Source organism: Massilia oculi, from assembly GCF_017582745.1.
In the GTDB taxonomy this organism is placed as follows: domain Bacteria; phylum Pseudomonadota; class Gammaproteobacteria; order Burkholderiales; family Burkholderiaceae_D; genus Telluria; species Telluria oculi_A.
Window position 1 is genome coordinate 150,503 of the sequence record NZ_JAFVIM010000010.1, and the last position, 26,441, is coordinate 176,943.

The window sequence follows — 26,441 nt, forward strand, 5'->3', positions numbered from 1 at the left end:
ATGATCAAGTTCCGTCTCGCTCACCTCAGCCTTGCAATGGCCGCTCTGGGCTTTACCGCGCTCACCCCGGTAATCGGCCTGTCTTCCGCCGTCGCGCAGGAAGCGATGCGCCCGGAGATTGGCAAACCGCTGCAGCAAGCCCAGGCCCAGATGAAACAGGGCAAGCACAAGGAGGCACTGGCTACCCTGCGCGGACTGGACAAGGTGGGCAACAAGACCGCCAATGAGAGCTACCTGATCGAGCGCGTGCGCGCCGGGGCGGCTTCGTCGGCCGGCGATTACGATACCGCCGCCAAATCCTTCGAAGCCCTGCTCGCGTCGGGCAAGCTGAGCGCCAACGAGCGTTCGCAATTCGCCGAAGGCCTGGTGGGCATCTATATGCGCGCAGGCGACCTGAACAAAGCCAACAGCACGATCCAGACCCTGCTCAAGCAGAAGGACGATCCGAAGCTGCGCGCCTACCTGCTGCAGAACTATTACAAGCAAGGCAACACCGCCGCGCTCGAGCAAGAACTGCGCACCATCGAGAAAAGCGGCCGCCTGAGCGAAGACCAGCTCGGCATGCTGGCCAATATCCAGCTCAAGAAGAACGATACCGCCGGCTACGTCCGCACCATCGAGAAGCTGGCCGCCAGCTATCCGAAGGCCCAGTACTGGACCGACCTGCTGAACCGCGTGCAGCGTCAGCCAGGCTACTCGCAACGCCTGAACGTCGACGTGTACCGCCTGAAACTGGCCAATAACCTGCTCAAGAAGCCGAGCGAGTACATGGAAATGGCCCAGCTGGTGCTGCAGGCGAAAGCCCCGGCCGAAGCGATCAAGATCATCGACAAGGGCTACAAGGCCGGCGCCCTGGGCACCGGCAGCGACGCCGCGCGTCACCAGCGCCTGAAAGACCTGGCCGAGAAGAACCTGGCAGAGCAGAACAAGAACTTCGCTGCGCTGGAAGCCGAGCACACCTCGGTCAAGGACCAGGACTCGCTGGTCGGCCTGGGTTACGCACTGGTGCAGGCTGGCCAGGCCGACAAGGGTCTGAAGATGATGGACGCGGCCATCAAGGCCGGCGGCCTGAAGAACCCTGAAGACGCCAAGCTGCGCCTGGGCGAAGCCTACGCTGCTGCCGGCAAGAAGCAGCAAGCGATCGCCACGCTCAAGACCGTGGGCGGCAAGGACGGCACCGCCGAACTGGCCCGCTACTGGATCCTGGCGATCAATAACCCGCTCTCCTGATCGGGCCAGTCCCCGCGCAGGCGGGGATCCAGGGAACGCCGCCTGCGGGCGGCGTTTTTTATTGCGCCATTCGATAGCGTGGATGAGTAGATGCATAGTCATCGCCTCGGTGCAACAATCGCTTTACCGTATAATCAGGGTTTTGGCGCCGCTCCAACGTAGCGCGGCGCGCAACCGGACCCAGATTTGATGAAGGTATTTCGCGGACTTCCCAACGACAGGGCGCGCGCGCCCTGCGCGCTCACGATCGGCAATTTCGACGGCGTCCATCGCGGCCACCAGGCCCTGCTGGCCCACGTGCGCAGCGCCGCCGCGGGGCTCGGCCTGGAAGCGGCCGTGATGACGTTCGAACCCCATCCGCGCGAATACTTCGCCCGCAAATCCGGCGACCTGTCGCGCGCCCCGGCCCGCATCGCCAACCTGCGCGACAAGCTCGAAGACCTCGACCAGGCCGGCATCGACCGCGTGATAGTCGAGCATTTCAACGAACAGTTCGCCGCCATGTCGCCGCGCGACTTCATCGAGCGCGTGCTGGTCGACGGCCTGCACGTCAAATGGCTGATGGTCGGCGACGATTTCCGCTTCGGCGCCCGGCGCCTGGGCGATATCGCGATGCTGGTCGAGGCCGGCCGCGAGTTCGGCTTCGACGTCCACACCCTCGACGCCGTCATGCACGGCGACCAGCGCATCTCGTCCTCGGCCGTCCGCGCCGCCCTGCTGGAAGGCGATTTCGTCCGTACCAGGGAGCTGCTCGGCCATCCGTATGCGATGTCGGGCCACGTGATCCATGGCCAGAAGCTGGGCCGCACGCTCGGCTTTCCCACCATGAACCTGCGGGTGGCGCACCGCCCTGCTCTCTCCGGCATTTTCGTCGTGCAGGTGCACGGCCTGGCGGACGCGCCGCTGCCGGCCGTGGCCAGCCTGGGCGTGCGTCCGACCGTCGAGGATGCCGGCCGTATGTTGCTTGAAGTCCATGTGTTCGACTATGCCCAGCAATGCTACGGCAAGCTGGTGCGCGTGGAATTCCTGGCCAAGCTGCGCGACGAAGAGAAATACGACGACCTGGCCACGCTCACCGCCGCGATCGACAACGACGCGGCCCGGGCGCGCGCCTTCTTCGCCCACCGCAACAGCGCGCTGACGGCGACCGACCGAATTTGAGCGCGCTCCGGCCATCCTGGCGATGGTCGGCAGCGCCTTACCAGACTCTGCCGCAGCGCCATCCGCTGTGCACACCGAACACTTACCAGAAGAAGCTTATGTCCGATACCAAACAGAACAACTCGCCCAAAGGCGCGAAAAAGCCTGAAAGCAAATACCCGGTCAATATGACCGACACCCCATTCCCGATGCGCGGCGACCTCGCCAAGCGCGAGCCGGGCTGGGTCAAGCAATGGCAGGATAAAAAAATCTACGAGCGCGTGCGCAAGGCCGCGGCCGGTCGTCCAACCTTCATCCTGCACGACGGTCCACCGTACGCCAACGGCGACATCCACCTGGGCCACGCCGTCAACAAGATCCTCAAGGACATGGTGATCAAGTCGCGCACCATCGCCGGCTTCGACGCGCCCTATGTGCCAGGCTGGGATTGCCACGGCATGCCGATCGAGATCCAGATCGAAAAACTGTACGGCAAGAACCTGCCGACCGCCGAAGTGCTGCAAAAGGCGCGCGCCTATGCGCTCGAGCAGATCGACCGCCAGCGCGCCGGCTTCATCCGCCTGGGCGTGCTGGGCGAGTGGGACAACCCGTATATGACCATGGCCTACAGCAATGAGGCCGACGAGCTGCGCGCGCTCGGCACCCTGCTGGAAAAAGGCTATGTGTATCGCGGCCTCAAGCCCGTCAACTGGTGCTTCGACTGCGGTTCGGCGCTGGCCGAGGCCGAAGTCGAATACCAGGACAAGCGCGACCCGGCGATCGACGTCGGCTTCCCCTTCTACGAGCACGACAAGATCGCCGCCGCCTTCGGCCTGGATAAACTCCCGGTCGACAAGGGCTTCATCGTCATCTGGACCACGACCCCGTGGACCATCCCGTCGAACCAGGCCCTGAACGTGGGCCCGGAAGTCGGCTATTCGCTGGTGCAGGTCGAGCGCGACGGCCAGCCACAATTGCTGATCCTGGGTTCGGAGCTGGTGGAGTCGGTGCTGGCCCGCTACAAGCTGGAAGGCACGGTCATCGCCACCACCGTCGGCGCCAAGCTCGAAGGCATCCGCTTCAAGCACCCGTTGCATGCGCAGGACACCTTCTACGATCGCCTGTCGCCGGTCTACCTGGCCGACTACGTGACCGTCGACAGCGGCACCGGCGTGGTCCACTCGGCCCCGTCCTACGGCCTGGAAGACTTCCAGTCGTGCAAGGCGCACGGCATGAGGGACGACGAGATGCTGAAACCCGTGATGGGCGACGGCCGCTTCGCCTCGACCCTGCCGCTGTTCGGCGGCATGACCATCTGGGAAGCGAGCAAACCGATCTGCGCGGCACTGACCGACGCCGAGGCCCTGTTCGAACTGAAGATGTTCGACCACAGCTACATGCACTGCTGGCGCCATAAAACCCCGATCGTCTACCGCGCCACCAACCAGTGGTTCGCCGGCATGGACGTCGTGCCGAAGGACGGCGGCGCCACCCTGCGCCAGACCGCGCTGGCCGGCATCGAAAAGACGCAGTTCTTCCCGGACTGGGGCCAGGCGCGCCTGCACGGCATGATCGAGAACCGTCCGGACTGGACCCTGTCGCGCCAGCGCCAGTGGGGCGTGCCGATGGCCTTCTTCGTGCACAAGGAAACCGGCGAGCTGCATCCACGCACCCCGGAACTGCTGGAGCAGGTGGCCAAGCTGATCGAAGCCGGCGGCATCGACGCCTGGCACAATCTCGACCCGGCCACCCTGCTGGGCGAGGACGCCGCCATCTTTGAGAAGAACAAGGACACGCTGGACGTCTGGTTCGATTCGGGCAGCACCCACCAGACCGTGCTGCGCGGCTCGCACAAGGCGCAGTCGAGCTTCCCGGCCGACCTGTACCTGGAAGGTTCGGACCAGCACCGCGGCTGGTTCCACTCCTCGCTCCTGACCTCGTCGATGCTCAATGGCGAACCGCCCTACAAGGCGCTGCTGACCCACGGCTTCACCGTCGACGAGAACGGCAAGAAGATGTCCAAGTCGCTCGGCAATACGATGGCGCCGCAGAAGATCTCGGACACCCTCGGCGCAGACATCCTGCGCCTGTGGGTGGCCTCGACCGACTACACCGGCGAGCTGTCGATCGGCGAAGAGATCCTCAAGCGCGTGACCGAGTCGTACCGCCGCATCCGCAACACGCTGCGCTTCCTGCTGGCGAACACCTCGGACTTCGACCCGGCGCAACATGCAGTGCCGATGGCCGAGCTGCTCGAGATCGACCGCTATGCGATCGCTTCGATGGCGCAGCTGCAGAACGACGTAGCGAGCCACTTCGAGCGCTACGAATTCCATCCAGTCGTGTCGCGCCTGCAGAACTACTGCTCGGAAGACCTGGGCGGCTTCTACCTCGACATCCTGAAGGACCGCCTGTACACGACGGGTGTGGAATCGCAGGCGCGCCGCTCGGCGCAGACCGCGCTGTGGCACATCGCCCACTCGCTGCTGCGCGTGATGGCGCCGATCCTGTCGTTCACCGCGGAAGAAGCGTGGGAAAAGTTCGCCGGCGCCGAGGCTTTCGCCGCCAGCGACGAAACCATCTTCACCCAGACGCTGTGGACCTTCCCGGAACTGCCCGATGCCGAGGCCCTGCTGGCGAAATATGCGCTGCTGCGCCAGGTCCGCACCGACGTCACCAAGCAGCTGGAAGAAGTGCGCGCCTCGGGCGCCATCGGTTCCTCGCTGCAGGCCGAGCTGGCGATCAAGGCCGCGGGCGACAAGTACCGTGCGCTGGCAAGCCTGGATGACGACCTGAAGTTCGTCTTCATCACCTCGCAGGCGACCGTCAGCGAAGTGGCAAGCGAAGCCGACGAAGCGGTGGAAGTGGTGCCGTCCGGCGCAGAGAAGTGCGAGCGCTGCTGGCACTACCGCCGCGACGTCGGCCACGACCACGCGCATCCGACCCTGTGCGGGCGCTGCACCAGCAACCTGTTCGGCGCCGGCGAGAAGCGCCGCTACGCCTAAGCTCCCGCGGGTCGATCGACCCACGGGTTTTTCCGCCATGCCGCCTCCCGGGCGGCGTGGCGCGTACCGACACCACACACCATGGCAACCAAAAAGAAACCCATCGCAGCAGGCCCGAAGTCCAGCCCGACCCTCGTCACCAGCAGCAAGGCCAGCCTGTTCCCCTGGATCGGCCTGTCCCTGATCATCGTCCTGCTCGACCAGGTCACCAAGATCACCGTCGAACGCACCTTCGCCTATGCCGAGACGCTGCCGATCACGGGCTTCTTCAACCTGATCAAGGTGTACAACCCGGGCGCCGCCTTCAGCTTCCTGGGCGACGCCAGCGGCTGGCAGCGCTGGCTGTTCCTGGGGATCGCGATCGCCGCCGTGGTGTTCTGCGTATATATGATGTCGAAGAACGCGAACCAGCGCCTGTTCTGCTTCGCCCTCGCCCTGATCATGGCGGGCGCGATCGGCAACGGCATCGACCGCGTGGTGCACGGCCACGTGATCGACTTCCTCGATTTCTACTGGACCGGCCTGGGCCACTTCCCGGCCTTTAACATCGCCGACATCGGCATCTCGGTGGGTGCGGTGCTGTTCGTCCTCGACGAGCTGCGCCGGGTGAACAAGTCTTAACGCAAGGAGCTTGAACATGGAGCTGAAAGGCAAGCGCATCGTCCTCGGCCTGACCGGTGGCGTGGCCTGCTACAAGGCGGCCGAACTGTGTCGCGCCCTGGTCAAGCAGGGCGCCAGCGTGCAGGTGGTGATGACCGAGGCCGCCACGCACTTCATCGGCGCGGTCACCATGCAGGCCCTCTCCGGCCAGCCGGTCTACCTGGACCAGTGGGACGCGCGCATGGCCAACAATATGGCCCACATCGACCTGACCCGCAATGCGGACGCGATCCTGATCGCGCCCTGCTCGGCCGACTTCATGCGTAAACTCGCGCACGGCGCGGCCGACGACCTGCTGTCGACGCTCTGCGTGGCGCGGCCGCGCCACGTGCCGCTGCACGTGGCGCCGGCGATGAACGTCGAGATGTGGGAAAACCCCGCCACCCAGCGCAACGTCGCCCAGCTGCGTGAGGACGGCATTTGCCTGTTCGGTCCCGGCTGCGGCTCGCAGGCCTGTGGCGAGACGGGCCTGGGCCGCATGCTCGAAGCCGAGGAGCTGGTCGAAGAACTGATCGCCTCGTTCCAGCACAAGGTGCTGGCGGGACGGCGCGTGCTGATCACGGCCGGCCCGACCTTCGAGCCGATCGATCCGGTGCGCGGCATCACCAATCTGTCGTCGGGCAAGATGGGCTATGCGCTGGCGCGCGCGGCGCGCGAAGCCGGCGCCGAGGTGACCCTGGTCTCGGGCCCGGTGTCGCTGCCCACGCCGCATGGCGTGCGCCGCATCGACGTGCTGACCGCGCAGCAGATGCACGACGCCGTGATGGCGGGCGTGGAAGGCCAGCACGTGTTCATCGGCGTGGCGGCGGTGGCCGACTGGCGCGTGGCCAACGCCAGCGACCAGAAGATCAAGAAGACGGCGGACGGCGCGCCGCCCCAGCTGGAGTTCGCGCAGAACGCCGACATCCTGGCCGCGGTGGCGAACAAGGTGTCGCTGTCCGGCTGGCCCTACTGCGTGGGCTTCGCGGCCGAATCCGAGCAGCTGGAACAGTACGGCGCCGCCAAGCGCGAAAAGAAAGGCATCCCTCTGTTGGTGGGCAATATCGGCCACCAGACTTTCGGGCAGGATGACAATACCGTGATCCTGTTCGACGAGAACGGCCACACGGTGCTCGAGCGGGCCGACAAGCTGACGCTGGCGCGCCAGCTGGTGTCCGAGATCGCCAAGCGACTCGAGCAGCGCTCCCTGCTTACCTAAAACACATAACAAGTATCAGATGAAGAATATCGATCTTAAAATCCTCGACCCGCGCATGAAAGACCTGCTGCCGGCCTACGGCACGCCGGGCAGCGCGGGCCTCGACCTGCGCGCCTGCCTCGATGCGCCGCTCACCATCGAGCCTGGCCAGACGGTGCTGGTGCCGACCGGTCTCGCCATCCACATCGGCGATCCGGGCTACGCCGCCATGATCCTGCCGCGCAGTGGGCTCGGCCATAAGAGCGGCATCGTTCTGGGCAATCTGGTAGGCTTGATCGACTCCGATTACCAGGGCCAGCTGATGGTCTCCACCTGGAACCGCGGCGCCGCCACCTTCGTGCTGCAGCCGATGGACCGCCTGGCGCAGCTGATCGTCGTGCCGGTGCTGCAGGTCGGCTTCAATGTGGTGGAGGAGTTCGCATCGAGCGACCGTGGCGCCGGAGGATTTGGCAGCACCGGCAAACAATAACAGAGGAGGACCATGATCCCTAACCGTCTTCAACGCTTCACGTCCGCTGCGCTGGTTGCCGCCACCGCGGCCCTGCTCGCGGCCTGCAGCACGCCGGGCCCCATGCAATCGTCGACCACCCCGGGCGTGATCCCGGAGCAGGTCCCGGGCAAGCCGCCGGTCACGCCGCAGATGGCGGCGGCGGCCGACACGCTCACCCGCATGGCGACCCAGCACGACCGCCTGTACCGGATCGCGGCCCCCCTCCTGATCGACAACGCGCAGCTGTGCACCAAGCACGCGCGCAACCTGCTGGGCTTCACGGCCAAGAACCGCTACACCTATCCGGGCCAGTACAACGAGGCTGCCTGGGTGGTGCTGGGCATGGGCGAGCGCCTGCAGGTCACCAACGTCTTGAATGGCAGCGGCGCGGCGCGCGCCGGCCTGCGCCAGGGCGACCGCCTGCTGGCGGCCGGCGGCACGCCATTGCCCGAGGGCCCGAACGCCCTGTCCCAGGCCGGCGCCGTGTTCGGCCCGATCATGTCGAAGCAGGCCAGCCTGCCGCTGACGATCGAGCGCAACGGCAACCAGCGCGACCTGACCATCCCGGTCACCCGCGCCTGCGCATTCGCGATCGAACTGGGCAACGCCGACAACATCAACGCCTACGCCGACGGCTCGCGCGTGATGGTCACCCGGGGCATGCTGGGCTTCGCCCAGAACGACGACGAACTGGCCTACGTCGTGGCGCGCACGATGGCGCACAATATGCTGGGCCACGCGGCCACGCAGCGCAACGCCGCCACCATCGGCAGCATCATCGACAACCTCACCGCGATCACGCCCGACACCTCGATGCTGATCGGCAGCGGCGGCATCAAGGCCATGCCGGTGGCCGACGACGTGGCGGCCGACCGCCTGGCCATCTACCTGGTGGCGCGCGCCGGCTACCGCATCGAGGGCGCGTCCGCCTTCTGGAAGCGCCTGGCGGCCACCTACCCGGCCCGCATCCTCAACGGCTACACGGCCAACCATCCGTCGACCACGCAGCGGATCGCGGCGATCGACAAGACGGTGGCCGAGGTGAAGGCCAAGCAGAGCGGCAAGAAACCGCTGGTGCCTTGACCCTCCCGGCGTGCGCGGCGCTTCCATGCCGCGCACGTCCGCTCCAGCGCCCTCCGCACTTTTTTTGTATGATTGTCCATCTTGTATCTACCCCGCATATGGCGGAGAGCACACCATGGACAGCATCGACCTCGACGTACTGAAAACCTGCGCCGCCTGGCTTGCTGGCGGCCAGCGCTGCCAGCTGGTCACGGTGATCAAGACCTGGGGCTCGAGCCCGCGCCCGGTCGGCGCCACGCTCGCCATCTGCGAGGACGGCCAGGTGGTCGGCTCGGTTTCCGGCGGCTGCATCGAGGACGACCTGATCGCCCGCGTGCGCGACAACGGCATCGAGATCACCCTCCCCGAGATCATCAGCTACGGCATCAGTGCCGACGAGGCGCATCGCTTCGGCCTGCCCTGCGGCGGCACCATTGAGCTGGCGATCGAGCCGCTGTCGACCGAGAGCCGCATTCCCGAACTGCTGGCGCGCCTGGATGGCGGCGAGCTGGTCGAGCGCCGCGTGCACCTGGCCAGCGGCGCGGTCACCCTCGAGCAGGCGCAGGCCAGCGCCATCCAGCGCATCGAGGATGGCGTGCTGCATACCCTGCACGGCCCGCGCTGGCGCCTGTACATCATCGGCGCCGGCCCGCTGTCGCGCTTCCTGGCCACGATCGCGGCAGGCATGGATTACCGCGTCACCGTGTGCGATCCGCGCGAGGAATACCGCAGCGGCTTTTCGATTCCCGGCGTGAGCCTGGTGCATGCGATGCCCGACGACCTGGTGATCGAGGCCAAGCTCGATGCGCGCAGCGCCGTGGTGGCGCTGACCCACGATCCCAAGCTGGACGACCTGGCGCTGATGGAAGCGCTCAAGTCCGACGCCTTCTACGTCGGCGCCATCGGCTCGCGCGCCAACAACGCCAAGCGGCGCGAGCGCCTCAAGCTGTTCGACCTCACCGACGCCGAACTGGCGCGCCTGCACGGCCCGATCGGCATCTACATCGGCAGCAAGACGCCGGCCGAGATCGCGATCTCGATCATGGCCGAAATGACGGCCGTGAAGAACGCGGTGCCGCAGCAGATGCTGGTGCCGCACGCGGCGGCGCTGACGCTGGCCAGCGCGGCCTGAATCGGTAGCGCCAATTCAAAAGCAAGGATCGGCTGGCACGAAAGCGCCGGTCCTGCCACAATGGCCTGTTATCGGACGGGCCATCTTTTTTTATCAATGAACACCGCGAACATGCTGCGCCTGGTGGCGCTGGCCGCCATCTGGGGCGGCTCCTTCCTTTTCATGCGCATCGCCGCGCCCGTGCTCGGACCGGCGGTGCTGATCGAATACCGGGTCGGCTTCGCCGCCCTGTTCCTGGCGCTGGTGGCCTGGGTGTTCCACCTGCGCGGCAAGGGCGCCCCGCTCGACGTGCGCCGCCACTGGAAGCATTACCTGATCCTCGGCCTGTTCAATTCGGCCCTGCCCTTCCTGCTGTTCGCCTTTGCCGCGCGCACCCTGTCGGCCTCGGTGCTGTCGGTGCTGAACGCCACCGCGCCGATGTGGGGCGCGCTGGTCGGCGCCGTCTGGGCGCGCCAGAAGGTGTCCGGGCGCAGCGCGCTCGGCCTGCTGCTCGGCACCTGCGGCGTGACCTTGCTGGTCGGCTTCGACCACGTGGCCGAACGGCCCGGCGCCGGCATCGCCGTCGCTGCGGCCTTGGTCGCGGCGTTCAGCTACAGCGTCGCCAGCCAGTACGCCAAGTCGGCTCCGGCGGTGGCGCCGTTCGCCAACGCCCATGGCTCGATGTGGGCGGCCGCCATCCTGGTGCTGCCGCTGGTGTTCTTCTTCCCGGCGCCGGGCGAGCCGACGCTGGGCGTCATGGCCGCCGTGCTGGCGCTGGGCGTGGTCTGCAGCGGCATCGCCTACATCATCTATTTCAAATTGATCGAGGAAGTCGGCACCACCTCGGCGCTCACCGTCACCTTCCTCAATCCCCTGTTCGGCATCCTGTGGGGCGCGCTGTTCCTGCACGAAGCCATCGGCTGGCACACGATCGCCGGCTCGGCCATCGTGCTGCTCGGGACCGCCCTGGTGACGGGCTTCCGCCCCCGGTTCGGGCGCGCAGCGGCTCCGGTTGGCGGCAAGTAATGGAGACGACGCAGGACATCGCCCTGCCGTCGGGCTACCGCGTGGCCGACGTCGTCGCCTTCCATGGCCGCGATGCCGAAGGCCTGGCCGAGCAGGTCGGCCCGGACGGCTTGCGCAAGGGCGTGCTACTGGACGGCGTGCCGACCCTGCTCGACATCCGTTTCAACGACGACGTGGCCCGCTGCCGCATCGCCTTCGACGCGCCGTCGGTCACGCCCGCGCTCGATGCGCTGGCCCGGGACGCGCTGCTGAACGTGCTGGGCCTGCGCATCGACCCGGCCGCCTTCGCCGCCTCCGCCCACGACGATCCCGTGCTCGGCCCCATACTGGCGCGCCAGCCCGGCCTGCGCATCGTGCAGTCGGCCACCGTGTTCGAAGCGCTCACCTGGGCCATCATCGGCCAGCAGATCAACCTGACTTTCGCGATCGCCCTGCGCCGCACATTGATCAAGCTGGCCGGCCGCCCGCATTCAAGTGGCTTGTGGTGCTATCCGGAAGCACCCGACGTCGCCCGCCTCGCACTGGAGGACCTGACCAGCCGCAAGTTCTCGGGCGCGAAGGCCGAGACCGTGCTGCGCGTGGCGCGCATGGCGGTCGACGGCAGCCTGGCGCTCGACCGCAGCCGCGACGCCGCCGAGGTGAGCCAGGAATTGCTGGCAATCAAGGGCATCGGCCCCTGGACCGTCAATTATGTGCTGCTGCGCGGCTATGGCTATACGGATTGTTCGCTCGAAGGCGACGTGGCCGTGCGCACCGCGCTGCACAACCTGACCGGCAGCGCCCAGCGACCGACCCTGGCCGAAGCCCAGCGCCTGCTGGCTCGCTATGCGCCACACCGCACGATGGCGGCCGCCTATCTATGGGCGAGCCTGGCCGAAAAGGCGGCAACCAACGGAACCTAGTTCCAGCGCGGCAAGCCGTCGAACTGCTGCGCGCCCTCGCCCGAGAACCGGATGAGCTCGGCCAGCGGCACGGTGGCCAGGTTGTCGCAGCCGTAGTGCCCGCCCAGCGCGCTGGGAATCTTGAGACAGTATTTGCGCCCCTCGGTCAGCGGCCCCAGCGCGGCTTCGGCCAGGCGCACCGCCTCGGGCATATACCAGTCGTTGAGGAAATCCTGGTTGTAGGCCAGCGCATCGAGCGCGGCGCGGCTGCGCGCCAGCGGCTCGCAGACCAGTTCTTGCGGACGCAGGCACCAGAAATGGTCGTCCTCGTCACGGATGATGAGGTTGCCGAAGGCATTGGCCCCGAGAACTTCGACGGCGCTCATGCCGACCCAGCCCCAGGCCTCGTTGATGTCGTCTACATCGATCATGGTCATCGCCCCTGAATGTCGCCATGGCGCACGCGCGCGGCGGTTCGCAGGGTTGGACAGGGCGGCCTCGTGTGCATTGCAGCAGAGGCGAGCGGATTTGACCTGCGTCGAGCCCGTTAAAACCGGGAAAGGGAGTTGCCGGACCCGAAAAAGCCGGCCTGAAAAACGGAAAAGCCGCTGACTCTTGCGAATCAGCGGCTTCGAATATGGTTGCGGGGACAGGATTTGAACCTGTGACCTTCGGGTTATGAGCCCGACGAGCTGCCAGACTGCTCCACCCCGCGTCTGATGGAATGAATTATACGCCCATTCCCGTTATTAGGCAAATGCAATACTGCGGCCATGTGCGATTGCAACACGACATAACTCATGGTCTGCGCTAAAAACAGGCCCTGCCGACCACCCTGGCGCTGCCCTATCGCCCCCGCATTCGGTGTAAAGTAAGGGCAATGCCAATTCGTCACACGACCATGAAATTCTGCTCCGAGTGCGCCCACCCCGTCCTGCTTTCCATTCCCGAAGGCGACAACCGGCCGCGCTACGTCTGCACCCATTGCAACACGATCCACTATCAGAATCCGAAACTCGTGATCGGCTCGATCCCCGTGTGGGAGGCCGACGGCCGACTCCAGGTCTTGCTGTGCAAGCGCGCGATCGAGCCGCGCTACGGCTACTGGACCCTGCCGGCCGGCTTCATGGAAAACGAAGAGACCACCGAGCAGGCCGCCGTACGCGAGACCGAGGAAGAAGCCGGCGCCAACGTCGAGCTCGGCCCCTTGTTCACCCTGCTCAACGTGGCCCACGTGCACCAGGTCCACCTGTTCTACCGGGCGCGCCTGCTCGACCTCGACTTCGCGGCCGGCATCGAGAGCCTGGACGTGCGCTTGTTCAGCGAAGAGGAGATCCCCTGGGACGACCTGGCCTTCCCCACCATCCGCACCACGCTGGAACTGTTCTTCGCCGACCGGATCAAAGTGCGCGAGGGCGGCAGCTTTGGCTTTCACAGCCGCGACATCCATCGCCCGATGATCGCCCCACGCGAACCGGACTGAGATGATTCCCTGGCTCGAGACCGATACGCCGTTTCCCGACGTATCCAAGGCATTGACGGTCGAAGCGCCGGGCCTGCTCGCGGCCGGCGCCGACCTGTCGCCGCCGCGTCTGCTGCAGGCTTACCGCAACGGCATCTTTCCCTGGTTTTCCGAGGGCCAGCCCATCCTGTGGTGGAGCACCGATCCGCGCATGGTGCTGTACACGAGCGACTTCAAGATCAGCGACAGCCTGGCCAAGACGCTGCGCAAGGTCGAGCGCAGCCGCCTCGAAGGGGGCCGCTGGGACGTGCGCTTCGACTCCGCCTTCGCCGACGTCATGCGCGCCTGCGCCGCGCCGCGCCGCGACGGTCCCGGCACCTGGATTTCGGGCGAGATCATCGACGGCTACAGCGGCCTGCACGCGCTGGGCTATGCCCACTCGTCCGAAGTCTGGCTCGACGGCGAACTGGTCGGCGGCGCCTATGGCGTCTGCATAGGCCGCATGTTCTATGGCGAATCGATGTTCGCGCGCGTGTCCGACGCTTCCAAGGTCGCGCTGGCCTACCTGGTGGCCTTCCTGCGCCGGCATGGCGTGCGGATGGTCGACTGCCAGCAGGAGACCGGTCACCTGGCCTCGCTCGGCGCGGCGCCGATCCCGCGCAGCCGTTTCCTGGAGCACCTGCGCGCCGCAATCGCCGAGCCGCCCATCCGTGACTGGACGGTCGCCTCGCCGTTCGCGGCATCCTCAGGATCCGCTGCAGCGCCCGACAAATCCGGCAATTCGCCCGCGATACCGTTGGATGGCTAACGGTGTCACTGGCGCGTTTTCGCTAGAATAGGTTCATCACACGTCGTCTCGAGAGTTTTTTGCATGACGCACCTACACGACCTGCCCTTCGCGACGCTGCAGTTCTACACGACGGCGCCCTATCCCTGCAGCTATCTCGACGCGCGCCAGGCGCGCTCGCAGGTCGCCACACCGTCGCACCTGATCAATGCCGACGTGTATTCCGAGCTGGTCAAGAACGGCTTCCGGCGCAGCGGCATCTTCACCTACCGTCCCTACTGCGACGGCTGCCAGGCCTGCATTCCGGTGCGCGTCAAGTGCGAGGACTTCACGCCCAACCGTACCCAGCGCCGCGCCTGGAAGCGCCATGGCAACCTGGTCGCGATGGTGGCCAACCTGGCGTTCTCCGACGAGCACTACGCGCTCTACCTGCGCTACCAGACCACGCGCCACGTGGGCGGCGGCATGGACCAGGACAGCCGCGACCAGTACGCCCAGTTCCTGCTGCAAAGCCGCGTCAACACGCGCCTGGTCGAGTTCCGCGAACCGGACGGCCTGCTCCGCATGGTGTCGATCATCGACGTGCTGTCCGACGGCCTGTCGTCGGTGTATACCTTCTTCGATCCCGACGTCGAGAATGCCTCCTACGGCACCTACAACATCCTGTGGCAGGTGAACCAGGCCCACGAGCTGGGACTGTCCTACGTCTATCTCGGGTACTGGATCGAACAGAGCCCCAAGATGGCCTACAAGATCAACTTCCGGCCGCTGGAAGCCCGCATCGACGGCGAATGGGGCGTGCTGCAGCGCTAGGATTCCGACCGACCTTGGCCGGTTGTGATACAAGTGCTAACAAAGTCGTTGACATCCGAATACGTTTGCCGCAGCGCGTCACGTTAAAATGACGGGGAAAACTTTTATGAGTTCCCCATGCCCGATAAATTTCTGTACACCCTCGTTCGCCCCGCACTGTTCTCGCTCGACCCGGAGACGGCCCACAACCTGACCCTGCCCATGCTGCGCCGGGCAGCCGCGTTCGGCCTGACGGGCGCGTTCAGGAAACCCCTGCCCGACCCGCGCACCGTCATGGGCATCACCTTCCCCAACCCGGTCGGCCTGGCCGCCGGCCTGGACAAGGATGGCGCCTACATCGACGGCCTGGCCGCGCTCGGCTTCGGCTCGATCGAGATCGGCACCGTGACCCCGCGCGGCCAGGCCGGCAACCCCAAGCCGCGCATGTTCCGCCTGCCGCGCGCGCGCGGCATCATCAACCGCATGGGCTTCAACAACGGCGGCGTCGACGCCTTCGTGGCCAACGTCCAGGCCTCGCGCTTCTACCAGGAGCGCCAGGGCGTGCTGGGCCTGAACATCGGCAAGAACGCCGACACGCCGATCGAGCAGGCCGCCGAGGATTACCTGCACTGCCTGCGCAAGGTCTATCCGTATGCCAGCTATGTGACGGTCAACATCTCGTCGCCCAATACCAAGAACCTGCGCCAGCTGCAGGGCGCGTCCGAACTGGACGGCCTGCTGGCGCAGCTGAAGGCCGAACAGACCAAGCTGGCCGACCACCACGGCCACTACGTGCCGATCACGCTCAAGATCGCGCCCGACGTCGACGGCGACCAGATCCGCGACATCGCCGGCGCCCTGCTGCGCCACAAGATCGACGGCGTGATCGCCACCAACACCACGCTCAACCGGCGCGACGTCGAAGGCATGAAGCACGCGCAGCAGGCCGGCGGCCTCTCGGGCGCCCCGGTGTTCGAGCAGTCGAACATCGTGATCCGCGCGCTCAAGACCGAGCTGCGCGACGACATCCCGATCATCGGCGTGGGCGGCATCATGCGCGGCCCGGACGCGAAGGCCAAGATCGCGGCCGGCGCCAGGCTGGTGCAGCTGTACAGTGGCCTGATCTACGCCGGCCCGGGCCTGGTGCGCGAGTGCGCCGACGCGCTGCGCGCCACCGACAAGAAAAAGAAATGAGCATGCAGCGCAAGAAGCTGGGCCGCACCGACCTCGAGGTGAGCACCGTCTGCCTCGGCACGATGACCTTCGGCGAGCAGAATACCGAGCAGGAAGCCCACGCTCAACTCGATTACGCCCTCGAGCGCGGCATCAACTTCATCGATACCGCCGAGCTGTATCCGGTGCCGCCGAACGCGGCGACCCAGGGTTCGACCGAGCGCTTCATCGGCTCCTGGCTCAAGGCGCGCGGCGGCCGCGACAAGCTGGTGCTGGCGACCAAGATCGCCGGCCCGAACGGCAGCCAGGCCTGGATCCGCGGCTCGAAGCACAACCACGACGCGGCCAACCTGCGCGCCGCCGTCGACGCCAGCCTGCGGCGCCTGCAGACCGACTACATCGACCTCTACCAGCTGCACTGGCCGAGCCGCAACGTGCCGATCTTCGGCGCCAACGGGTTCGATCCGCGCAAGGAACGCGACGGCGTGGCGATCGAAGACACGCTGCGCGCCCTGGCCGACCTGGTCCAGGAGGGCAAGATCCGCCACATCGGCGTATCGAACGAAAGCCCGTGGGGCGTGTGCGAGTTCGTCAAGCAGGCCGAGATCCACGGCCTGCCGCGCATCGCCACCATCCAGAATCTGTATAACCTGACCGCGCGCGCATTCGAGACCACCTTGCTGGACGAAGCCTGCTACCGCGAGGACGTCAGCCTGCTGGCCTACAGCCCGCTCGCCTTCGGCCAGCTGAGCGCCAAGTACGTCGACGACCCGCAGGCGCGCGGGCGCCTGACGATCTATCCGCCGACCTGGAGCCCGCGCTACCTGCGCCCGGCGGTGTTCGAGGCGACCCGCGAGTACGCGGCGCTGGCGCGCGAGCACGGCTTGACGCCGGCGCAGATGGCGCTTGCCTGGTGCTATTCGCGCTGGTTCATGGGGTCGACCATCGTCGGGGCGACCACGCTGGCCCAGCTCGAGGAAAACATCGATGCGGCGCAGATCGTGCTGGGCGATGAGGTGGTGCGGCGGATCGACGAGATCCATGCGCGCATCACCAACCCCGGCCAGTAGCGTGGACGGGTTTCCCGTCCCCGCGTTCTAGTCCGCCGTCGCGATCGCCTTCTCGATATCCGCGCGCGTATAACCCTGGGCGAAGCGCTCGATGAAGTGGAAGGCATACGCCCGCAGATACGAGCCTCGGCGCACCGCCAGGCGCGTTACGTTCTGGGCGAACAGGTGCGAGGCCTCGATCGCGCGCAGCCCTTTGTCGCGGCCATGGTCGAAGGCCATCGAGGCCACGATGCCCACGCCCAGTCCCAGCGACACATACTGCTTGATCACGTCCGAATCCATCGCGGTGAGCACGATGTCCGGCGCCAGCCCGGCTTCAACGAAGGCCGCGTCGATGTGGCTGCGGCCGGTGAAGCCGACGTCGTAGGTGATCAAGGGATGCTCGGCCAGGTCTTCCAGGCGCAGCGGCGTCTTGCTGGCGAAGATCGGGTGCCCCTCGGGCGCCACGATCAGGTGGCTCCAGCGGTAGCACGGGAAGGACACCAGGTCGGGGAAGGCCGACAGGCCCTCGGTCGCGATCCCGACGTCGGCCTTGCCCGAGGCCACCCATTCGGCGATGTGTTCCGGTGAGCTCTGCTGCAGGGCGATGCGCACGTTCGGGAAGGCGGAGCGGAACGACTGCACCACCTGCGGCAGCGCATAGCGTGCCTGGGTGTGGGTCACGGCGACCGTGAGCGTGCCGCTGTCTTGCGCGGCGTATTCGCGGCTGGCCTGCTGCAGGTTCTCGGCTTCGACCAGCAGCTTTTCGACGATGCGCAGGATGCCCTTGCCGGGCGGCGTCAGGCCGGTCAGGCGCTTGCCGTTACGCTCGAAGATCACCACGCCCAGTTCTTCCTCGAGCTCGCGGATCTGGCGCGACACGCCAGGCTGCGAGGTGAACAGGGCGTTGGCCACTTCGGTCAAATTGAAATCGCGGCGGGCCGCTTCGCGGACCGAGCGCAGCTGCTGGAAGTTCATATGGCATTTCCTTCGTCGACGAAGACTTCGATACGACGCGGACGCACGACAAGCGTCTCGCCCTCCTTGAGGCCCAGGCTGGCGAAGCGCTCGTTCGGCATCACTGCCTCGATCAGTTGCTGGTTGTCGGCGCGCTCCAGGTCGAGCTGGGCCAGGGGGCCGATCGCATGCGCGCGGCGCAGCTTGGCCACCACGCCTTCGGCGCCCGGCGTATAGCGCTCGACATCGAGGTCGTGCGGACGCACGTAGCCAATGCCGGCGCCGTCGCGCACACCCGCGTGCTGCGGGGCCTGGAAGTTCACCTCGCCGCTGGCCAGCACGCCCTCATGGATGCGGCCGTGGAACAGGTTGACGTTGCCCAGGAAGCCGTACACGAAAGGCGAGGCCGGGTTGTTGTACACCTGGTCCGGGCTGCCCAGCTGCTCGACGCGGCCCTTGTTCATCAGGACCACCTGGTCGGCCACTTCCAGCGCTTCTTCCTGGTCGTGGGTGACGAAGATCGAGGTCACGTGCAGGTCGTCGTGCAGGCGGCGCAGCCAGCGGCGCAATTCCTTGCGCACCTTGGCGTCGAGCGCGCCGAACGGTTCATCCAGCAGCAGGACACGGGGTTCGACCGCGAGCGCGCGGGCCAGGGCGATGCGCTGGCGCTGGCCGCCCGACAGCTGCGGCGGATAGCGGTCGGCGATCCAGTCGAGCTGCACCAGCTCGAGCAGCTTTTTGACTTTCTCGCGGATCTGCGATTCGCTCGGGCGATCCTTGCGCGGTTTCACGCGCAGGCCGAAGGCGACGTTCTCGAACACGGTCATGTGCTTGAACAGCGCGTAGTGCTGGAACACGAAGCCGACCTGGCGCTCGCGCACGTGGCGGTGCGAGGAGTCCTGGCCGTCGAGCAGCACGCTGCCCGAATCCGGATACTCCAGGCCGGCGATGATGCGCAGCAGCGTGGTCTTGCCGCAGCCCGAAGGGCCGAGCAAGGCGGTCAGCTCGCCGTCGGGGAACTGCAGCGACACGTCGTCGAGCGCCGTGAACTGGCCGAACTGCTTGCGGATATGTTGTACTTCGATCGTCATGCGTGGCTCCGGCGTTGTTTCAGTGAGGGGCGTCCGTCGAGGCCTTGCGGGCTTCGTGCAGACGCCATTCGATAAAGGACTTGATGGCCAGGGTCACCAGTGCCAGCAGCGCCAGCAGGGAAGCGACGGCGAAGGCGGCCGTGAAGTTGTATTCGTTGTAGAGGATCTCGACGTGCAGCGGCATCGTGTTGGTCTCGCCGCGGATGTGGCCCGACACCACCGACACCGCGCCGAATTCGCCCATCGCACGGGCGTTACACAGGATCACGCCGTACAGCAGGCCCCATTTGATGTTCGGCATCGTCACGCGCCAGAAGGTCGACCAGCCCGAGGCGCCCAGCACCAGCGCGGCTTCCTCTTCTTCGGTGCCCTGCTGCTGCATCAGCGGGATCAGCTCGCGCGCCACGAACGGGAAGGTGATGAACACGGTGGCCAGCACGATGCCCGGCACCGCGAACAGGATCTTGATGTCGTGTTCCGCCAGCCATGGCCCGAACCAGCCCGAGGCGCCGAACAGCAGCACGTACATCAGGCCCGCGATCACCGGCGAGATCGAGAACGGCAGGTCGATCAGGGTCAGCAGGATGCTCTTGCCCTTGAATTCGAACTTGGCGATGGCCCATGCCGCGGCCACGCCGAACACCAGGTTCAACGGCACCGAGATCGCGGCGGCCAGCAGGGTCAGCTTGATGGCCGAGACGGCGTCGGCATCGATCACCGCCTCGCGATAGACTTCCCATCCCTTCTTGAGCGCTTCGGTGAACACCGCCGCCAGCGGGATGAACAGGAACAGCGTCAGGAAGATGAGCGCGACCGCGATCAGCGCGGCGCGCACCCAACGCGGCTCGAGCACGCTGGTGTCGAGCCTTTTGCCCGGCGCCGTGTGTGGACGCACCGGCGTCACTTTATCGAGAACCGCGCTCATGCCTTGCCCGCCCGTTTGCGCGTCCACGCCTGAAGAAGGTTAATCGCCAGCAGCAGGATGAAGGAGAACACCAGCATCACCACCGCGATCGCGGTCGCGCCGGCGTAATCGTATTGCTCCAGCTTGGAAATGATGAGCAGCGGCGTGATCTCGGAGACCATCGGCAGATTGCCGGCGATGAAGATGACGGAACCGTATTCGCCGGTGGCGCGCGCGAAGGCCAGCGCGAAGCCGGTCAACAGCGCCGGGGTGATGGTCGGCAGGACCACGCGGATGAAAGTCTGCAGCGGCGCGGCGCCGAGGCTCGCGGCGGCTTCTTCCAGTTCCTTCTCGGCTTCTTCGAGCACCGGCTGCACCGTGCGCACGACGAACGGCAGGCCGATGAAGGTCAGCGCCACCACCACGCCGAGCGGCGAGAACGCGACCTTGATGCCCAGCGCGGCCAGGTACTGGCCGATCCAGCCGTTGTGGGCGTACAGCGCGGTGAGCGTGATGCCGGCCACTGCCGTCGGCAGCGCGAACGGCAGGTCGACCAGGGCGTCGATGAAGCGCTTGCCGGGAAACTGGTAACGCACCAGCACCCAGGCCACGATGCCGCCGAAGACGACATTGATGGCGGCGGCGATCAGCGAGGCGCCGAAGCTGAGACGATAGGACGCCATCACGCGTTCGGACGTGACGGTGGCCCAGAAATCGGCCCAGCTCATGGTGGAGGTCTTGAGGAACACCGCGGACAGCGGGATGAGGACGATCAGCGCCAGGTAGAACAGCGTGAAGCCGAGCGAAATGCCGAAGCCGGGAATGACCCGGCCTGGCCGCCTGGGCTTGGTTGCTGCCGCGTTGCCCGGCAATGCAAGCGAAGTCATGCGAGTCCTTATTACAAATTCTTCTATCGGAATCGCATATTCTCACGCTATGTTCATAAAGCAAACGAAAGAATAATTATTTGTTTAGATGCGAATTGCTATGTGGCAGCGAGGCAAAAGCGCATGTTCTTATGCGGAAAAATTCGTACGGAGCGCATTATTTTTTGGCTGTCGTTGTGAAACACCAAATAAAAACGGCGAGCCTGGCATTGCCGGGCTCGCCGTTCTGGTGCGCGGTGCGAATTACTTGTTCGGCTGCGGCGTCAGGCGCAGGTAGGGACGCGGCGCCTCGAAGCCTTTCGGATACTTCTGCTTGATGACTTCGGGATCGGTGACGGTCAGCGGGATGATGACGTTGTCGCCATCCTTCCAGTTGCCCGGCGTGGCGACGGTATAGCCGTCGGTCAGCTGCAGGGCGTCGATCACGCGCAGCACCTCGTCGAAGTTGCGGCCGGTGCTCATCGGGTAGGTGATGGTCAGGCGGATCTTCTTGTTCGGGTCGATCACGAACAGCGAGCGCACGGTGGCGGTGGCCGACTGCTCCGGATGGATCATGTCGTACAGGGTCGAGACCGAACGGTCGGCGTCGGCCACGATCGGGAAGCCGACCACGGTTTTCTGCGTCTCTTCGATGTCCTTGATCCAGTCGACGTGCTTGTCGGCCGGGTCGACCGACAGCGCGATCGCCTTGACGTTGCGCTTGTCGAACTCCGGCTTGAGCTTGGCGGTCAGGCCCAGTTCGGTCGTGCACACCGGCGTGAAGTCGGCCGGGTGCGAGAACAGCACCACCCAGGAATCGCCCGCCCACTCGTGGAAGCGGATCTTGCCGATGCTGGAATCCTGCTCGAAATCGGGAGCGGTGTCGCCGAGGCGTAAGGTCATAGTCTTCTCCATGGTTGAGTCATACATAGCGCCGCCCGCAGGTTTGGACAGGTACGGCTCTCAATAAACGCGCCATCCACGCGGATGGCTTCAAACAAATCTGTTGTACAGCACGACGGCCCAGGTGGCGGCCGCCAGCAGCAGGGTGAGCGCAACCGCGGCGCTGCCCAGGTCCTTGGCCGCCTTGGACAGCGGATGCCGTTCCAGCGAGACACGGTCGACCACCGCCTCGATCGCCGAATTGATCAGCTCGACCACCAGCACCACGACCAGCACGCCGACCAGGGCCAGCTTCTGGAAGCCGGACACCGGCAGCAGCAGCGCCACCACGCTGGCGATGGCGATCACCACGACCTCTTGCCGGAACGCCGCTTCGCTGCGCCAGGCCCAGCGCAGGCCGTCCCAGGTATTGCGGCAGGCGGCGCCGAGGCGCTCCAGGCCGCGCAAGGTCTTGAATTCGCTGATCGGGTTTTCCATCGTTCTTGGCATTCAAACATGCAGGAACGACATTATGCCCCGTCCGCGCACAAGCATGTGGCAAGTTGGCCCGCGACGCAACCCGCCGGTTTGCATGGTCTTTTCACATCATGGTATAAAGTGAACGATACTGCACTGCACCAACCACATCATGAAAATGGAAACCCCTACTCCAGCCAAGACGTCGATCCAGGTCATCGAACGCATGATGGCGCTGCTCGATGCGTTGGCGAGCTATACCGACCCTGTGAGCCTCAAGGAATTGTCGCGGGTGTCGGGCCTGCATCCCTCGACCGCGCACCGGATCCTCAACGACATGGTCGTCACGCGCTTCGTCGACCGCGTCGAGCCGGGCACCTACCGCCTCGGCATGCGCCTGCTGGAACTGGGCAATGTGGTCAAGAGCCGGCTGTCGGTGCGCGAAGCGGCGCTCGACGCCATGCGCGCCCTGCACCGCAAGACCCAGCAGACGGTCAACCTGTCGGTGCGCCAGGGGGACGAGATCGTCTACATCGACCGCGCCTTCTCGGAGCGCTCGGGGATGCAGGTGGTGCGCGCCATCGGCGGGCGCGGCCCGCTGCACCTGACCTCCACCGGCAAGCTGTTCCTGTCGGTGGACGACGTCAAGGCGATCCGCGCATATGCCACGCGCACGGGGCTGTCCGGCCACACGCGCAATTCGATCACCGAACTGGCGCGGCTCGAACGCGAACTGAGCCTGGTGCGGGCGCGCGGCTATGCGCGCGACAACGAGGAGCTGGAACTGGGCGTGCGCTGCATGGCGGCCGGCATCCATGACGACAGCGGCAAGCTGGTGGCGGGATTGTCGATCTCGGCGCCGGCCGACCGTTTGCAGGAAGACTGGCTCGAAGACCTGGTGCAGACGGCGTCGCGGATTTCGTCGACGCTGGGGTATCGGGCGGTGCCGAACGTATAACCCGCCCGTTAATGTGGCAATGCCGGCGCGCTGGCCGTGATGGTCGGCGCACGCACCGCATCGACGTCCATGCGGTCAGGCAGCGACTCGATCCAGCGGCGGATGCGGCCGGCGTCGGCCGTGCGCGACATCTTGCCTTTCGAATCCAGGAACACCATCACCACATTGCGGCCATGGATCATGGCCTGCATCACCAGGCAGCGCCCCGCTTCGTTGATGAAGCCGGTCTTTTGCAGGCCGATGTTCCAGTCGGGCAGCGACACCAGGTAGTTGGTGTTCGCGTAATGCATGGTGCGGCCGCTCGCCTGCACGGTCGATTTCGGCGTGGTCGAGAATTCGCGCAGCAGCGGGTCTTCGTGGGCCGCCATCACCAGCTTGACGAGGTCCCGTGCGCTCGAGACGTTGCGGCTCGACAGGCCGCTGGAATCGACGTAATGGGTGTCCATCATGCCGAGTTGGCGCGCCTTGGCGTTCATCGCCCCGACGAAGGCCTCGATGCCGCCCGGGTAGTTGCGGCCCAGCGCCGAGGCGGCGCGGTTTTCGGAACTCATGAGGGTGATGTGCAGCAGTTCGCGCCGCGTCATGCGCGAGCCGACCGACAGCCGGGAGCTGCTGTACTTCAGGCGGTCGACGTCGGCATCGGTGACGCGCAGCACCTCGTCGAGGTCTTGCTTGGCCTCCATCACGACCATGCCGGTCATGAGCTTGGTGATCGAGGCGATCGGCAGCGCGACGTTGGCGTTCTTCTCGAACAGCACTTCGGCGCTGTTCTGGTCGACCACATAGGCGACGTTGGAACGCAGGGACAGCGGATCGTCCGTCTTGTTCAGGCCTGCCTTGTCGCCGGCCGTCGCCACTGCCGCCACTGCGACGGCGCCTGCCGCCGCGGTACGGGCCGGGTGATAGGTGACGACGCGCTTGCCGTTGACGGTCCGGACCCGGCGCACCATGCGCTGGCCATTGTCGCCGGCGCTGGCGACTTCCTTGCGCTTCCTGGTGGTCTTGGCCTTGGCTTTGCGCTTGGGCTTTTTCTTGGCAGCCTTGGTAGGCTTGGACTTCTGCGCTTGTTCGGTTGCGCCCGCACCTGCGCCCGCCCCCGCACCGGATGCCTGCATGGGTGCAATAGCGAACAACGTGGCGACAACTGCAGCCAAAGCAAGTTTAAACATCGAGACACCCCTGGACCAAACTGATGAGATACAGATGGAAGTGTAGCGGAACGACGCTCGATCGCAAGAGAAAAGAACATTCTGTGCGGCAATAATCCGCAAAAACCAACAGACTCTTCCCTTGCGAAACTTTCGTTTAATATCAATGAGATATCATTACTTGTTACTTTAGTCCACGAAGCTAGTCCATGAACCGGGCAAATACGTGGCTGGGTTCGCGCTCGGTTTCCAGGGTGTTCTCGATCCGCGCTGGATCGGCCCAGCCCAGCGCCATGCCGCACACGACCATCTCGCTCGCCGGCAGCCCCAGTTCGGCCGCGATGATCCGATGATACTGCGTAAAAGCGGCCTGCGGGCAGGTATCCAGTCCCCGCGCCCGCGCCGCCACCATGATGTTCTGCAAGAACATCCCGTAATCGAGCCAGGAGCCCTGCTCCATGATGCGGTCGATGGTGAAGATCATCCCGACCGGCGCATCGAAGAAGGCGAAGTTGCGACCATGCTGGGCCGCCATGCCCGCCTTGTCGTCGCGCGTCAGGCCCAGCAGGCTATATAAATCCCAGCCGACCTTGCGGCGCCGGTCGATATACGGCGACACCCATTCGCGCGGATAGTAGGGATATTCCTCGTGGTGCTGGGCGGCCTGCGCGGGGTCGGCATACGCCGCCAGGATCGCGCCCGACAGGCGCGCGCGCGCGCCTCCGGTCAGCACATGGACTTTCCATGGCTGGGTGTTGGTGCCGGACGGCGCGCGCGCCGCCACGTCCAGGATGCGGGCGATGTCTTCGCGCGCGACCGGCTTGTCGAGGAAGGCGCGGATCGAACGGCGCGACGTGATGGCGGCGTCCACCGCCGCCTGGCCGGGATTCTCGATGGTCATGGGGTCTCCTGTGGTTTGCGCACGACGAAGGCGACGCCGGTGACGGCCACCGCCATGCCCGCCAGGCCGAGCGCATTGAAGGCTTCGCCGAACAGCAGCCAGGCCATGATGGCCGTGGTCGGCGGGGTCAGGTACATCAGGCTCGTCACCTCGGTGGCCTGGCTGCGCCCGATGAGTTTAAACAGCAAAAAGATCGCGCCGATCGACAGCGCGAACACCGACCACAGCCAGGCGACGATGAAGTCGGCGCTCCAGGTGATGGTCGAGAACGCCGGATCGAGGTCTTCCAGCCACACCGCGATCGGCGCCAGCACCAGCACCGTGGCCCCGAACTGGATCGCGGTGCCGCTGCGCAGGTCGAAGCGCGGGCAGAAGCGGCGCTGGTACATGGTGCCGGCCGTGATGGAGAGCAGCGCGAACACGCACAGGCCGAGGGCGGCGGGCGACAGGCCGGCCAGGCCCAGCTTGGCGTAGACCACCAGGGCCACGCCGGACAGGCCGAGCAGCAGGCCCAGCCACTGGATCGGCCGCACCCGCTCACCGATCAGCGGCGCGCAGGCGGCGGTGAGGATCGGCTGCATGCCGACGATCAGGGCGGTCAGTCCCGCCGGCATGCCGAGCTTGATGGCGGCCCACACGCCGCCCAGGTAGCCCGCCTGCAGCAGCAGGCCCGAGACCGCGAGGTGCAGGACCTGGCCGCGCGGCCAGGGCGCGCGCCAGAGCAGTATCAGGGGCAGCAGCACCGCCAGCACGCCCAGGCAGCGTACGATGAGGAAGGTCAGCGGCGGCGCGTATGGCAGGCCGAGCTTGGCGACGATGAATCCCGTGCTCCAGAGGAAGACGAAGAACAGCGGCACGGGCGACAGCCAGGAGCTGCCGGGGATGGAAGGTGCGTGGGTCGACATGGTCCTGGCAATGCGCCGTGATAGTGCACGGCATTGAACAAATCGCAAGTAGCGAGTCTAGCATGGTCTCTACCATGGAGTTTTGAGCGGCTGAAAGATGCATTCGATTTGCGCCAGATCAATTGACTTTTCTTGCATTAAATGCATTCAAGAAAATTATGTATCTTGGATGGTGCGACGCATCAAAAACGCTTGACGCTTGAAGCGAACTGACAGAAAATCTGCCCTGTTGCGGTGCACAAAAAGAGTTTCGTCGCGTTTTAATGAAGAACCTGTCTCACAGAGC

Annotated in this window: 26 protein-coding genes and 1 tRNA gene; 16 read left to right on the forward strand and 11 right to left on the reverse strand. The window is 65.6% G+C overall.

Translation table 11 applies throughout. The annotated features are described in order from the left end of the window. The 10 genes from J3U95_RS13815 to J3U95_RS13860 all read left to right on the forward strand — a co-directional run bounded on the left by J3U95_RS13815 (window position 1) and on the right by J3U95_RS13860 (window position 11,824). A complete protein-coding gene (locus J3U95_RS13815; RefSeq protein ID WP_208279151.1) occupies window positions 1-1,230 on the forward strand; it encodes a tetratricopeptide repeat protein in 1,230 nt (409 codons plus the stop codon). A gap of 189 nt (window positions 1,231-1,419) precedes the next feature. After that, window positions 1,420-2,391, forward strand: a complete 972-nt coding sequence (locus tag J3U95_RS13820) for a bifunctional riboflavin kinase/FAD synthetase (protein WP_208279152.1) — start codon at window positions 1,420-1,422, stop codon at window positions 2,389-2,391. Between the two features lie 98 nt (window positions 2,392-2,489). Beyond that, entirely contained in the window at window positions 2,490-5,375 is a 2,886-nt protein-coding gene (ileS, locus tag J3U95_RS13825; protein WP_208279153.1) for an isoleucine--tRNA ligase, read from the forward strand. Window positions 5,376-5,456: 81 nt separating this feature from the next. Beyond that, window positions 5,457-5,996 (forward strand): signal peptidase II, encoded by a 540-nt coding sequence (gene lspA, locus J3U95_RS13830; RefSeq protein WP_208279154.1) that lies wholly within the window; start codon window positions 5,457-5,459, stop codon window positions 5,994-5,996. A gap of 16 nt (window positions 5,997-6,012) precedes the next feature. Beyond that, window positions 6,013-7,233 (forward strand): bifunctional phosphopantothenoylcysteine decarboxylase/phosphopantothenate--cysteine ligase CoaBC, encoded by a 1,221-nt coding sequence (gene coaBC / locus J3U95_RS13835; protein ID WP_208279155.1) that lies wholly within the window; start codon window positions 6,013-6,015, stop codon window positions 7,231-7,233. Between the two features lie 19 nt (window positions 7,234-7,252). Beyond that, the gene (gene dut / locus J3U95_RS13840; RefSeq protein ID WP_208279156.1) at window positions 7,253-7,702 is read left to right on the forward strand and encodes a dUTP diphosphatase; all 450 of its coding nucleotides are present in this window, start codon (window positions 7,253-7,255) and stop codon (window positions 7,700-7,702) included. A 12-nt stretch (window positions 7,703-7,714) separates the two neighbouring features. Then, on the forward strand, window positions 7,715-8,806 hold the full coding sequence (locus J3U95_RS13845; RefSeq protein WP_208279157.1) for a M48 family metallopeptidase: 1,092 nt from the start codon (window positions 7,715-7,717) through the stop codon (window positions 8,804-8,806). A gap of 115 nt (window positions 8,807-8,921) precedes the next feature. Further along, the gene (locus J3U95_RS13850) at window positions 8,922-9,917 is read left to right on the forward strand and encodes an XdhC family protein (RefSeq protein WP_208279158.1); all 996 of its coding nucleotides are present in this window, start codon (window positions 8,922-8,924) and stop codon (window positions 9,915-9,917) included. A gap of 96 nt (window positions 9,918-10,013) precedes the next feature. Further along, window positions 10,014-10,922: a DMT family transporter gene (locus tag J3U95_RS13855; protein WP_229519830.1), complete on the forward strand. Its 909-nt coding sequence runs from the start codon at window positions 10,014-10,016 to the stop codon at window positions 10,920-10,922. Continuing rightward, on the forward strand, window positions 10,922-11,824 hold the full coding sequence (locus tag J3U95_RS13860) for a DNA-3-methyladenine glycosylase family protein (protein ID WP_208279159.1): 903 nt from the start codon (window positions 10,922-10,924) through the stop codon (window positions 11,822-11,824). The genes J3U95_RS13855 and J3U95_RS13860 overlap by 1 nt, the downstream gene beginning before the upstream one ends. Here J3U95_RS13860 and J3U95_RS13865 read toward each other — a convergent pair. Both J3U95_RS13865 and J3U95_RS13870 read right to left on the reverse strand, forming a co-directional pair. Further along, the gene (locus J3U95_RS13865; RefSeq protein WP_005665771.1) at window positions 11,821-12,234 is read right to left on the reverse strand and encodes a T6SS immunity protein Tdi1 domain-containing protein; all 414 of its coding nucleotides are present in this window, start codon (window positions 12,232-12,234) and stop codon (window positions 11,821-11,823) included. The two genes, J3U95_RS13860 and J3U95_RS13865, sit on opposite strands and share 4 nt — an antisense overlap. A 207-nt stretch (window positions 12,235-12,441) precedes the next feature. Continuing rightward, window positions 12,442-12,518 (reverse strand) — tRNA-Met (locus J3U95_RS13870). Window positions 12,519-12,704: 186 nt separating this feature from the next. On the opposite strand from J3U95_RS13870, the gene J3U95_RS13875 reads away from it, so the two are divergent. From J3U95_RS13875 to J3U95_RS13895, 5 genes are all read left to right on the forward strand, one after another. Further along, window positions 12,705-13,286: an NUDIX hydrolase gene (locus J3U95_RS13875; RefSeq protein WP_208279194.1), complete on the forward strand. Its 582-nt coding sequence runs from the start codon at window positions 12,705-12,707 to the stop codon at window positions 13,284-13,286. Between the two features lies 1 nt (window position 13,287). Next, window positions 13,288-14,073: a leucyl/phenylalanyl-tRNA--protein transferase gene (gene aat / locus J3U95_RS13880; RefSeq protein ID WP_208279160.1), complete on the forward strand. Its 786-nt coding sequence runs from the start codon at window positions 13,288-13,290 to the stop codon at window positions 14,071-14,073. Window positions 14,074-14,136: 63 nt separating this feature from the next. Continuing rightward, window positions 14,137-14,865, forward strand: coding sequence for an arginyltransferase (locus tag J3U95_RS13885; protein ID WP_208279161.1), 729 nt, complete (start codon window positions 14,137-14,139; stop codon window positions 14,863-14,865). A gap of 117 nt (window positions 14,866-14,982) precedes the next feature. After that, window positions 14,983-16,038 (forward strand): quinone-dependent dihydroorotate dehydrogenase, encoded by a 1,056-nt coding sequence (locus tag J3U95_RS13890; RefSeq protein ID WP_208279162.1) that lies wholly within the window; start codon window positions 14,983-14,985, stop codon window positions 16,036-16,038. Between the two features lie 2 nt (window positions 16,039-16,040). Then, complete coding sequence (locus J3U95_RS13895; protein WP_208279163.1) at window positions 16,041-17,087, forward strand: aldo/keto reductase; 1,047 nt, start codon at window positions 16,041-16,043, stop codon at window positions 17,085-17,087. A 27-nt stretch (window positions 17,088-17,114) separates the two neighbouring features. Here the strand turns inward: J3U95_RS13895 and J3U95_RS13900 are convergent, their stop codons facing one another. The 6 genes from J3U95_RS13900 to J3U95_RS13925 all read right to left on the reverse strand — a co-directional run bounded on the left by J3U95_RS13900 (window position 17,115) and on the right by J3U95_RS13925 (window position 22,264). Further along, a complete protein-coding gene (locus J3U95_RS13900; RefSeq protein WP_208279164.1) occupies window positions 17,115-18,044 on the reverse strand; it encodes a CysB family HTH-type transcriptional regulator in 930 nt (309 codons plus the stop codon). Beyond that, on the reverse strand, window positions 18,041-19,114 hold the full coding sequence (locus J3U95_RS13905; RefSeq protein WP_208279165.1) for a sulfate/molybdate ABC transporter ATP-binding protein: 1,074 nt from the start codon (window positions 19,112-19,114) through the stop codon (window positions 18,041-18,043). Before J3U95_RS13905 ends, J3U95_RS13900 begins: the two co-directional genes overlap by 4 nt. A 19-nt stretch (window positions 19,115-19,133) precedes the next feature. Further along, on the reverse strand, window positions 19,134-20,039 hold the full coding sequence (cysW, locus tag J3U95_RS13910; RefSeq protein ID WP_208279166.1) for a sulfate ABC transporter permease subunit CysW: 906 nt from the start codon (window positions 20,037-20,039) through the stop codon (window positions 19,134-19,136). Beyond that, on the reverse strand, window positions 20,036-20,905 hold the full coding sequence (cysT, locus tag J3U95_RS13915; RefSeq protein WP_208279167.1) for a sulfate ABC transporter permease subunit CysT: 870 nt from the start codon (window positions 20,903-20,905) through the stop codon (window positions 20,036-20,038). The genes cysW and cysT overlap by 4 nt, the downstream gene beginning before the upstream one ends. Window positions 20,906-21,148: 243 nt before the next feature. Continuing rightward, on the reverse strand, window positions 21,149-21,787 hold the full coding sequence (locus J3U95_RS13920) for a peroxiredoxin (RefSeq protein WP_208279168.1): 639 nt from the start codon (window positions 21,785-21,787) through the stop codon (window positions 21,149-21,151). Between the two features lie 90 nt (window positions 21,788-21,877). After that, window positions 21,878-22,264, reverse strand: a complete 387-nt coding sequence (locus J3U95_RS13925; protein ID WP_208279169.1) for a diacylglycerol kinase — start codon at window positions 22,262-22,264, stop codon at window positions 21,878-21,880. A 151-nt stretch (window positions 22,265-22,415) separates the two neighbouring features. Between J3U95_RS13925 and J3U95_RS13930 the strand changes: the two genes are divergently transcribed. Further along, complete coding sequence (locus J3U95_RS13930; RefSeq protein WP_123069122.1) at window positions 22,416-23,201, forward strand: IclR family transcriptional regulator; 786 nt, start codon at window positions 22,416-22,418, stop codon at window positions 23,199-23,201. An 8-nt stretch (window positions 23,202-23,209) separates the two neighbouring features. Here J3U95_RS13930 and pbpG read toward each other — a convergent pair whose 3' ends face one another. The 3 genes from pbpG to J3U95_RS13945 all read right to left on the reverse strand — a co-directional run bounded on the left by pbpG (window position 23,210) and on the right by J3U95_RS13945 (window position 26,155). After that, complete coding sequence (gene pbpG, locus J3U95_RS13935) at window positions 23,210-24,370, reverse strand: D-alanyl-D-alanine endopeptidase (protein ID WP_370662070.1); 1,161 nt, start codon at window positions 24,368-24,370, stop codon at window positions 23,210-23,212. A gap of 181 nt (window positions 24,371-24,551) precedes the next feature. Beyond that, the gene (locus J3U95_RS13940) at window positions 24,552-25,250 is read right to left on the reverse strand and encodes a nitroreductase (RefSeq protein WP_208279171.1); all 699 of its coding nucleotides are present in this window, start codon (window positions 25,248-25,250) and stop codon (window positions 24,552-24,554) included. Beyond that, a complete protein-coding gene (locus J3U95_RS13945; RefSeq protein WP_208279172.1) occupies window positions 25,247-26,155 on the reverse strand; it encodes a DMT family transporter in 909 nt (302 codons plus the stop codon). Before J3U95_RS13945 ends, J3U95_RS13940 begins: the two co-directional genes overlap by 4 nt. Between the last annotated feature and the right edge of the window lie 286 nt (window positions 26,156-26,441).